The following is a 10042-nucleotide window of genomic DNA, read 5'->3' on the forward strand; positions in this document are numbered from 1 at the left end:
ATGAATTTTGATATTTAAAAAAATTATTGGTAGGGCTTTGTTCATTGAATCTTATGTTAGTCCAGTATAATAAGATAGGTGTAACCCAATCTTATTATAGTAAAAGGCGTTTGACTATAATAAGATTAACGACAAGATCGCTTACCCACCGCTAAAAATTTGTAATGCTGTCAAATTTAACTCTGGAAATACAGCAGATTCAACTTTTTCATCTCCCCGAAATAGTTTAATTTGATATTCGCCATCAACTAACTGATAAACCGACAAAGTAGGCTGTTTGGGAGAACCAATATAACGGCTACCTCCTAAACCCAGATAATCTACAATCCAATATTCACCAATGCCTAATGCTTCGTAGTCAATCATTTTATGTGCATAATCATCGCGCCAATTTGTGCTGACAACTTCAACCACTAATTTTATGGAATCTCCCCGGATAATAACTGATTCTCTTTCCCATCGAGACTCATTGGCTGCTACGGCTTGTTTATCTAATACGATGACATCTGGATCGTAGCCAGAGTTATCGCTTAATTTAATTGTACATTCCTTGGGAATAAAGTAAGGAAGTGCCAATCGCCGGATTTCAAAGTTAAATTCGGCAGCATGAAAACCTGCCACTACTGAATGTTGCCCTGTTGGATTAGGCATCTCAACAATTACTCCATTATGTAGTTCATAATGTCCGATTTCTGGTTTCCATTCCAGAAACTCATCAAAAGTCATTAATTTGGGTATCGCTTGAGTCATCGCTACCTCTCCATTTCTTTCAGATTATTTTAACATTAAAATAATTTGTGTTAAATTAATCGGATTATTTTTAAAGACTCAATGCCGCGATCGTCTACAATTTTGACAGCAACGCGCTGATATTCTCCTATTTCAAAGGGCAACGAGACAGTCCCTTGATAAGACTCGATAATCCTTTGATGTATTGTGGAGTTGGATAGATTATGGATAATTTAAGCGGTTAGCACAGTGATTAAAGCATCTTTCCTTTACATGGAAGGGCTCACAGTGAGAATCCTGAGTTAAATCGTCAATAATGGGCGATACAGGATTTGAACCTGTGACCCCTTCCGTGTGAAGGAAGTGCGCTACCACTGTGCTAATCGCCCGCACAATTTATTAATATAACACACCTTTCCTCGATTGACAAGCCCTTACGGTTTCAGGTCGGGATTGAGAATTGAGTCCCCTTGAAATAGGCGAATGAGTTTTTGGGCTTCAATGTCGATATTATGATGTTCAGCTACTTTCAGGGTTCCAAATTTGCCCATTGTTGTTAATTCTTCTATAGAAGTTGTTAAGGCGGTTTTGAGAGCTAGGGTTAAATCCTCTAAAGACCCAGCAGGAACTAACCAACCGTTTTTCCCCGGTTCGACTAATTCTGGAATTCCAGCAATATAGGTACTAATCACCGGACGAGATAAAGCTAAGGCTTCCATCAGAACAACGGGTAAGCCTTCCGCAAAACTGGGTAATACAAACACCTGGGAGGATAAAATCTGTTGTTGGACTTGAGTATTGGTTGCCCAACCTGTAATTTCAATATAATTGTCTAACCCTAAGCGATTAATTAATTGTTCAATCTCTGGGCGCAGGGGGCCATCTCCCACAAAAATTAATTTAAACTCAAATCCAGCCTTGACCAGTTGGTTAACGGCTTCTACTAACAATAAATGACCTTTTTGCTCACTTAAACGACCGACACAAACGAAGCGACGTTCTGAAGGTAACCGAACAAAAGGATGTTCCAAAAACATCGGATCAACACCACAATGGACAATCTGAATTTTTGACCAATCTTGATAATCACACCAGCGTTGACATTGACTTTTTCCAAAGGAACTAATGGCTACTACAAATTGAGCACGTTTGATTTTTTCCGGTAATGCGATCGCTCCTACCTTATCAAATTCCTCCGGCCCATGTATCGTCATACTATAAGGGGGGCCACCTAAAGCTTGACATAATAACGCAACAGTAGCGGAATTAGTTCCAAAATGAACATGAAGATGGTCAATTTTGTCTTGAGATAACCAATGGAATAAAACACAAGCTTCCGCCAGATAAATACCGTGTAGGAAAACACCTCGTTCTGAACCCCAACCTAATTTTAATGCTAATCTTCCTGTCTGCCATAAACGTTGAGGATGAGTGAGTCCAACTTGTAATAAATGACTGAATAAACCCCAAATCCCCACTTTCAGAATAAACCGAGTTTTTTCAGATTCCTGTTGATCGGCTGGATCAATTAATTCTGATTCTAAAGACCGAATTGAGAACCGACTAATTTCCAGTCCTTGAGCTTCAACGGCTAAGATTTCTCGACGAATAAAACTGTGACTAACTTTAGGATATTGATTAATTAGATAAGCAACTTTCATGCGGTTTAATCCGATGCAGGGTTGTTGATTCAGGGTTAAAGGTTAAGGTTCAGAAGAGGAAATTGTATCACGTTGAGTTCTAACCCATTCCTGTTGGGGTTTTTTCAAAAAACCGAAATACATCGGTAATTTCCACAGGATATAAACAGGAATACTCAGCAGCGTTTTTAACGATAGAATAGAACGACCAAAGTTAAACCAAGTTAGAAGAATTGCAACTAATAACAGCGTTCCTTCAAGGGCTAAACATTGCAAGGGAAACATAGAAATATTGAATACTGCCATCAAAACACTCGCGATTAAAGCAGCAGTCCACAACAGAACTAATAAAGCTAAGGGAGGAACACAAAGGTCTAAGGCAATTGCTAATAAATCCAGGCGTTGTTGACGAAAAGAAGCGGAAATCAAGCAAGGAACTTGAGTCAATAAGGTGTTTAAGTGTCCATGTTCCCAACGAGTTCTTTGGGTTTTGGCTGCGGTTTCTTGGGCGGGTAAAATTCCCAGGGTTTTAGCGTCTTCACAAAACAGAGGGGATGCTCCTGATAACGCTAAATCAATCCCAAGCTGCATATCTTCCACAAGATTAGAACTGGCTAGGGAGACTTGACAAATTACAGACCAAGGAAATGCCATTCCTGTTCCTGTTAGCAGACAGGGAAATCCTAATCGAGCTAATCCTTTAGGACGAACCCAATTTTTCACTAAAAAAGCAAAGGCGGAAATAGAATCTTTAGGAGTTGGATTTTGGGGCGTTTCCATTAAATAGGTTGATTGTACAGGTCGCTGTTTGACCATCGCCAGTTGAGCAATTTTAGCAATTGTCCCAGGTTCTGCATGACAATCAGCATCAATCATGACGACCACATCCGGTGGGTCTTGAGTTAAAAACTTTAAACCATAATCTAAAGCATAGCCTTTGCCTCGATCATCTAAATCCTGACGTTCTAAAACCGTTGTTCCCATTTGACGGGCTATTGCTGCGGTTTCGTCAGTGCAGTTATCTGCGATTACGATAATTCTTCTGGGAGAATCAACTTGAGGTAAAATAGCCTTTAACGTCCCTTCAATTCCCAATGCTTCATTGTGTGCCGGAATCAGAATAGAAACTTTAGAAATAAAATTTTCCCCATCTTGAGGAGATGAATGCTTCTGCATCAAGGCAGCAAGGCATTCGAGAAAAAATACTGAAACCGGGATGCCAAGGGCTACAGCAATTATCGTTAATCCAATAATCAGTTGAGTTGTTAGGCTCATATCTTGTCTATGTTAAGATGTTTCAAATGATGAGATCATGATTTTCTCAGATGGGGAAAAGGTTTACTTGACACTCCCTGTGCCTAAAGGCGTGGGGATTCTGGGTTCAACGAAACCACTTAATCAAAGTGCCTTGTAGTGCTTCAACCAGAGTTGGGATTCACGCCCTTGCGTAAATTCGGGTATGCCCTACCCTATTCGCATGACTGCGAGTTCTTTTTTGACTTGAAACAAATTTGTTTCAAAAACTGGTTGTTGAGCTTCCCATGAATCTTTTACCCACTGCTGGGGGAAACTAGAACTGTGCAGCAGAACCGCATAGATTCAATTGTCAAGGTGAGCGTGTTCTGCCGTTAAGCAACTAGGTTTTTAGACAGGTTGTTTACCTTTTCCTGTTACTGGAAATAGTACCAGGCTCAGATGTGAATAGACAACCCACCAATATAAAGCCGTCCGACGCTATCGCTTTCATGACGGGGTTTTAAACCCAATTTTTCGATAAATTCCCCTGAATCGTGTTTCCTCTGTTGTCTAAAGACGCGCTCGTTTCTACACTCTCATCCTACTTTTATGATTATATGTTTGTTCGATGTGTTAGTTGTTCTTTAACGCACTTAATTTTAAGCCTAGGAGTTCCCTTGACCTCCACCCTAGCTGTTGGGGCTCAAAGCCAACCGCCAGAGTATCCAGCTTCTCAACACCGTCAACAGGAACGTATTGAAAATCCGCTTCAGGATTTTCCTTACCTTTTAGGGGTGGGCGATCGCATCCGAGTGGATGTATTCGGTGTTGAGAAATACACGGGTGAGCAACTGGTTCTTACGGATGGAACGATTAATTTACAGGGTATTGGGCCTGTATCCGTTGCGGGTTTAACCCTGACCCAAACCCAGGTATTGATTGCTCAACGATATTCTAGTTTACTTCGACAACCGATTATTACTATTACTTTAATCGCACCCCGTCCTGTACAGGTTGCAATTGCGGGGGAGGTGGTTCGTCCGGGTTCCTATAATTTATCTTCGAGTGCTCAACAATTTTCTCGACTCAGCCAAGCTATTTTAACGGCTGGAGGTATTACGCAGTCTGCCGATTTAGCTTTAGTCCAACTGCGACGGGCTGATCCTCGCCAACCTGTTGTGACTTTAAATTTAAGGGAGTTATTGGATAGGGGAGATTTAAACCAAGATCCGATTCTCCGGGATGGAGACAGTATCTTTATTCCCACTCTCACTACTTTTGAGCCCGCCCAAGTCCGTGAGATGGCTGTTTCAAGTTTAGCCGCCCCGCCAGACCAGTCAATTCAAGTTGTGGTGGTTGGAGAGGTTTTTCGTCCTGGTGCTTATTCTTTGAGTCAAGATGGGGGTCTTACGGATGCGGGGACTGGGGGAACTGGGCTAAAAATTGTCAAAAGCAATTTACCAACTTTAACTCGTGCGCTTCAGACGGCGGGAGGTATTACGAATAGGGCTGATATTCGCAATATTGAAGTTCAACGTCTGACTAATACGGGGGTGAAAACCACAAAAGTTAATCTTTGGGAACTGTTGCAATCGGGAGATATTAATCAAGATATTTTTTTACAACAGGGAGATACAGTCATTATCCCCACTGCAACTGAAATTAATCCGACGGAACTAGAAGAATTAGCGTCTGCTAGTTTTTCACCCGCAACGATCAATGTCAATGTCGTCGGGGAAATTAAACAGCCCGGCTTGATTCAAGTTCGTCCAAATACTCCTTTGAATCAAGCTTTATTAGCGGCTGGAGGGTTTGATAGCATCCGAGCCAATCGGGGTACGGTGGAACTGATCCGTCTAAATCCCAACGGTTCTGTGACTCGCAGAAAAATTCAGGTGGATTTTACGTTAGGAAATGCGGCTGCTAATAATCCGGTATTACGTCATAATGATGTGGTTATTGTACATCGGTCTTTAGTTAGTAGAATTGCTGACACTACTTCTTCTATATTACAGCCTGTGGCTAATGCTTTTACGTTTTACAGGTTATTTGAGGGTTTAATTCCCCAGAGAAATTCTAATTCTAATTCTAATTCTAATTAAAGATAATTCTCGATAATCATAACGGGGGTATTCAGTTGCTATGTCACAAGATATTCAAGTTTTTGAAGATTCACAACAGACAATCGAACCTAAAAAGAAAAGTCCGGGTATCCGTCCGGTATTGCGGACATTACAACGCCGGGTGATTCTGATTATTGGAACCGCAGGAATCACAAGCTTAGTGGGTTTTCCTTTGATGGGTGGAGAAGCTCCGACGGTTTATAAAGGAAACTTTCAATTGTTAGTTGAACCTGCCACATCTGAACAGCAGTTAGCCGATCCCTTAACCCTAACTCGTTCCGAAGGACAACCCAGCGATAAATTTTTCAGCTTAGACTACCCTACCCAAATCCGTATTTTAACCAGTCCTGAAATTTTAAATAATATTACCAAACAAATTCAAGTTCGTTATCCTAGATTTAAGGTAGAGGATTTAACGGATAAGTTGGAACTGGAACGAGTTTCTAATGGTTCTAGTATCCGGGATCAAACTAAAATTCTGGAAGTTTCTTATAAAGGAAAAGATACTGATCAAGTTTTGTTTGTATTACAAAAAACGGCTGAGAAGTATTTAAAGTATAGTTTAGATGAGCGTAAAACGAGAATTAGTCAAGGGGTTGAGTTCATTGATGAGCAATTACCTTTATTACAAAAACGAGTTGCTGAAGATCGAGGAAAACTTCAGAAGATTCAACAGCAGTATGAGTTACTTGACCCGATGGCACGGGGGCAAACATTGTATGATCAAATTCGGACTCTGGAAACTCAGAGCCAAGAAGCAGAGAGACAACTACAAGAATTAAGAGCTTTATACCAACATCTACAAACGCAACTATCCTTTAGTCCAGATGAAGCCGTAGCCGCTTCTGCCTTAAGTGAAAGTCCCTTCCGTAAACAAATCTTAGATGCTTTAATGACGGTTGAAACTCAAATTGCGATTCAATCTGCAACCTTCAGCGCTAATAGTCCAGAAGTGCAACAATTAAAGGAACAACAAGCTAACTTATTAAAATTATTAGAACAAGAAAATCAGAAGATTTTGGGTGAAAACGCTTCAAAAGTGCAAAATAATTCTTCAGTGATGGCTTTTCAAACCTCTATTCGTCAAAAGTTAATTGGGCAACTTGTAGATACGGATAGTCAAATAAAGTCTTTAGAAGTTCGGTTAAAAGGATTAAATAATGCACTTAATACTTTAACTCAACAAGCTCAACTTTTTCCGGGTGTTGCTCGTGAATATAATGAAATTCAGCAACAGCTTGATTTAACCAATAAACGACTCAATTTATTTTTAGATGAGCGAGAAAAATTAAGAATTGAAGCGGCTCAAACTAATATTCCTTGGGAGATTATTTCTAAGCCCAGAATTCTTTATGATAGTAACGGAATTCCCATTGGTGCCGAGCCTGAAAGTCCAGTCAAGAACCTGATTATAACTTTGGGTGGAGGAATTGTATTAGGAATTGGATTATCAATTCTCTTGGAACGGCTTCGCAATATTTTTTATACAAGGCAGGATATAGAAGATATGATTTCATTTCCTTTGTTGGGGGAAATTCCTCGACACAATAATTTTCCGATAGCTTCCCATCTCCCCCTAGGGGATAATTTGAGTCGATCAGGATTAACAAAATCTCGGATACGGGCGTTAGAAAAAATGACTCAATTTTTGAATGCTTTTGATAACGCTTACGCTAATTTGCGGTTTTTATATGCCGATTCTTTAATCCGATCTATTGGAATTTGCTCCGCAGAATCTAAGGATGGTAAATCAACAATTGCTTTACACTTAGCACAAACGATGGCTAATATGGGGCAGCAGGTACTATTAGTAGATGCCAATTTACGTTATCCCCAACTTCATACGGTTTTAGGGGTATCTAATCAAAAAGGACTCAGCGATTTATTAACTGAAAAAGCAACACCTCATGCAGTAATTCAAAGGACTTCGCTCTCGGAAAATCTCTTTATTTTAACCGCAGGAGTTCCCTATGCTAATACTTTTAAGTTGCTGGCTTCGGAGCAAATGCGACACATCGTTGAGTCACTCCAGGGAACTTATGATTTAGTGATTTATGATACCCCTGAATTGCATGAATATAATGATGCTATTTTCTTGGCTGAATATTTAGATGGTCTCATTTTAGTCACGGCGATTCATAAAACCCATAAAACGGTTTTTAGAAAAATATTAGATAAACTGGATACCTATAGGATGCCTTGTATTGGTGTTATTGCTAATCATCTTCAACTCAATTCTTCTATTACTTATCCCTTTTATTTAACCCAATCTTTGAATTCACCTGAAGCCGTTACTGTTAATAATTCAGTCATCAGTAATCAGTACAAAAGTTAAAAGTTCATGAATAACCCAATAACCAATAACCAATAACTGATAACTGATAACTGATACAGACGCGCCTGGGCGAAGCCATGCCGTAAGGCTATTGGCGCGTCTCTACACTGATAACTGATAACTGATAACTGATTTAAGTCGTATATTCAGCGTTAATTTTCACATAGTCATAACTTAAATCGCATCCCCAAGCTTTGCTGGTTCCTGGGCCATTGCCGATTTGAACTGAAATTAAAACGGTATCTTCTTTGAGATATGCTCCTGTTGGTGCTTTCTTTAAATATTCGTTAGCTGCATTGCGATCAAACGCCAAGGGTTGACCCCGTTGCATTAAGAGAAAATCCCCTAACTTGATTTCTAAATGATTTTGGTCAAAATGAACTCCAGCCCGTCCAGCAGCAGCCGCAATGCGTCCCCAGTTGGGATCACGACCAAAAATTGCCGACTTCACCAAAGATGAACCCACAATGGTTTTTGCAACTTTACTCGCCGATGCTTCATCTTCTGCACCGGAAACTTGAACTTCAATTAAACAAGTAGCCCCTTCTCCATCCCGTGCGATCGCTTTTGCCAAATATTCACAAACCGCCGTTAACATCCCTTCTAATTTTTCAGCGTCTGGCCCCATTGTGGTAATGGCCGGAGTCCGAGAGGCACCATTGGCTAAAGCAATTAAAGAATCATTGGTGCTGGTATCCCCATCCACTGTCACTTGGTTAAAACTCCGGTTGGTCGCACGAGTTAACATTTCTTGCCAAAGGGGAGGAGAAACCGCAGCATCGCAGGTGACAAAAGCTAACATAGTGGCCATATTGGGGTGGATCATTCCCGAACCCTTGCAAATTCCGCCAATTCTCACAGGACGATCCCCAAACATCGTTTCTAAAGCTATAGTTTTCGGAACTAAGTCCGTTGTCATGATCGCTTTGGATGCGGCTTCGTTACCCTTTTCTGACAATTCGGCGACTAACTTCGGAATTCCTGCTTTGAGGGCATCCATTTTAATCCGTTGACCGATGACTCCGGTGGATGCCAGTAAAATCGATTCTGGTGCAATACTTAAAACAGCAGCTAAAGCTTGGGCTGATTCTACCGCATCCGTCCAACCTGCTTCTCCTGTGGCAGCATTGGCTTGTCCTGAATTACATAAAATTGCTTTCGCGCTGGGTTTGGCTTGCAGTTGTTGACGGCAATAGTCTACACAGGCTGCTCTAACTTGACTGGTGGTAAAGACCCCCGCCGCGATCGCATCCACATCAGACACAATTAAGGCTAAATCGGGTAATCCTGATAGTTTTAATCCGGCTGTAATTCCCGATGCTCGATATCCTCTAGGTGCTGTGACTCCACCCTCAATCACTTTCCAATCTGACATGATTTCCCCTTCCAATATTACTGACAAGCGATTATATCAATAACAGTAGGCAGGGGGAGAAGAGGAGCACTCCTGAGTAGGGGAAGAGATTGAAATAATTAACACCCGTCAACCGTCAACCGTCAACCGTCAATAACAGGCAAGATGCCTGTTCCACAAAAATATCCCCACTTGCTACAGCAAAGCGGGGGCATTGATAGATTCATGGTAAATTTCGGGTTATCTAACAACAACTCAATTAACTCATGGATGATCCACTACGATCATAGTTACTTGCATTTTCAGTGGGTTTACCTTGAATTGTTGTCCGATAATCACCCGGTTCAATGCCAACTTCATCCGCCACACGATTGAGTAAAGATTGTTGACGGTTTTTGATCATTTGATGGTGACGCATCATTAAAGAACGAGCTTGATCTTGAGTATCCATAATCTGTTTCTCCCTTATTTAAAATTGAATGTTTTCTTGACTTAATCTTAAAAAAACTAACGTTGAGACTTAGCTCATGGTGGCGTTGCTACGTCCATAATTATTGGTAGCATTGGAGTTGGGTTTGCCTTGAATCATGGTGCAATCACCGGGTTCTGTACCGACTTCATCCGC

Annotated in this window: 7 protein-coding genes and 1 tRNA gene; 2 read left to right on the forward strand and 6 right to left on the reverse strand. The window is 40.9% G+C overall.

The window, feature by feature from the left end:
- Positions 1–141: 141 nt before the first annotated feature.
- From IQ236_RS16830 to IQ236_RS16845, 4 genes are all read right to left on the reverse strand, one after another.
- A complete protein-coding gene (locus tag IQ236_RS16830; RefSeq protein ID WP_193870362.1) occupies positions 142–750 on the reverse strand; it encodes a Uma2 family endonuclease in 609 nt (202 codons plus the stop codon).
- Between the two features lie 296 nt (positions 751–1046).
- A tRNA-Val gene (locus IQ236_RS16835) sits at positions 1047–1118 on the reverse strand.
- A 45-nt stretch (positions 1119–1163) separates the two neighbouring features.
- Complete coding sequence (locus tag IQ236_RS16840) at positions 1164–2390, reverse strand: glycosyltransferase (RefSeq protein WP_193870363.1); 1227 nt, start codon at positions 2388–2390, stop codon at positions 1164–1166.
- A 42-nt stretch (positions 2391–2432) separates the two neighbouring features.
- Positions 2433–3644, reverse strand: a complete 1212-nt coding sequence (locus IQ236_RS16845) for a glycosyltransferase family 2 protein (protein ID WP_193870364.1) — start codon at positions 3642–3644, stop codon at positions 2433–2435.
- 638 nt (positions 3645–4282) lie between these two features.
- Between IQ236_RS16845 and IQ236_RS16850 the strand changes: the two genes are divergently transcribed.
- Together IQ236_RS16850 and IQ236_RS16855 are read left to right on the forward strand one after the other, a co-directional pair.
- Positions 4283–5707 (forward strand): SLBB domain-containing protein, encoded by a 1425-nt coding sequence (locus IQ236_RS16850; protein WP_228041688.1) that lies wholly within the window; start codon positions 4283–4285, stop codon positions 5705–5707.
- Between the two features lie 40 nt (positions 5708–5747).
- Positions 5748–8063 carry a GumC family protein gene (locus IQ236_RS16855; protein WP_193870366.1) on the forward strand — a complete coding sequence of 772 codons (2316 nt, stop codon included), beginning with the start codon at positions 5748–5750 and terminating at the stop codon, positions 8061–8063.
- 133 nt (positions 8064–8196) lie between these two features.
- Here the strand turns inward: IQ236_RS16855 and argJ are convergent, their stop codons facing one another.
- Positions 8197–9438 carry a bifunctional ornithine acetyltransferase/N-acetylglutamate synthase gene (gene argJ / locus IQ236_RS16860; RefSeq protein ID WP_193870367.1) on the reverse strand — a complete coding sequence of 414 codons (1242 nt, stop codon included), beginning with the start codon at positions 9436–9438 and terminating at the stop codon, positions 8197–8199.
- A gap of 238 nt (positions 9439–9676) precedes the next feature.
- Positions 9677–9868 carry a hypothetical protein gene (locus tag IQ236_RS16865; RefSeq protein WP_190522743.1) on the reverse strand — a complete coding sequence of 64 codons (192 nt, stop codon included), beginning with the start codon at positions 9866–9868 and terminating at the stop codon, positions 9677–9679.
- Positions 9869–10042 lie beyond the last annotated feature (174 nt).

This window comes from Planktothrix mougeotii LEGE 06226 (assembly GCF_015207485.1).
Taxonomy (GTDB): Bacteria; Cyanobacteriota; Cyanobacteriia; order Cyanobacteriales; family Microcoleaceae; genus Planktothrix.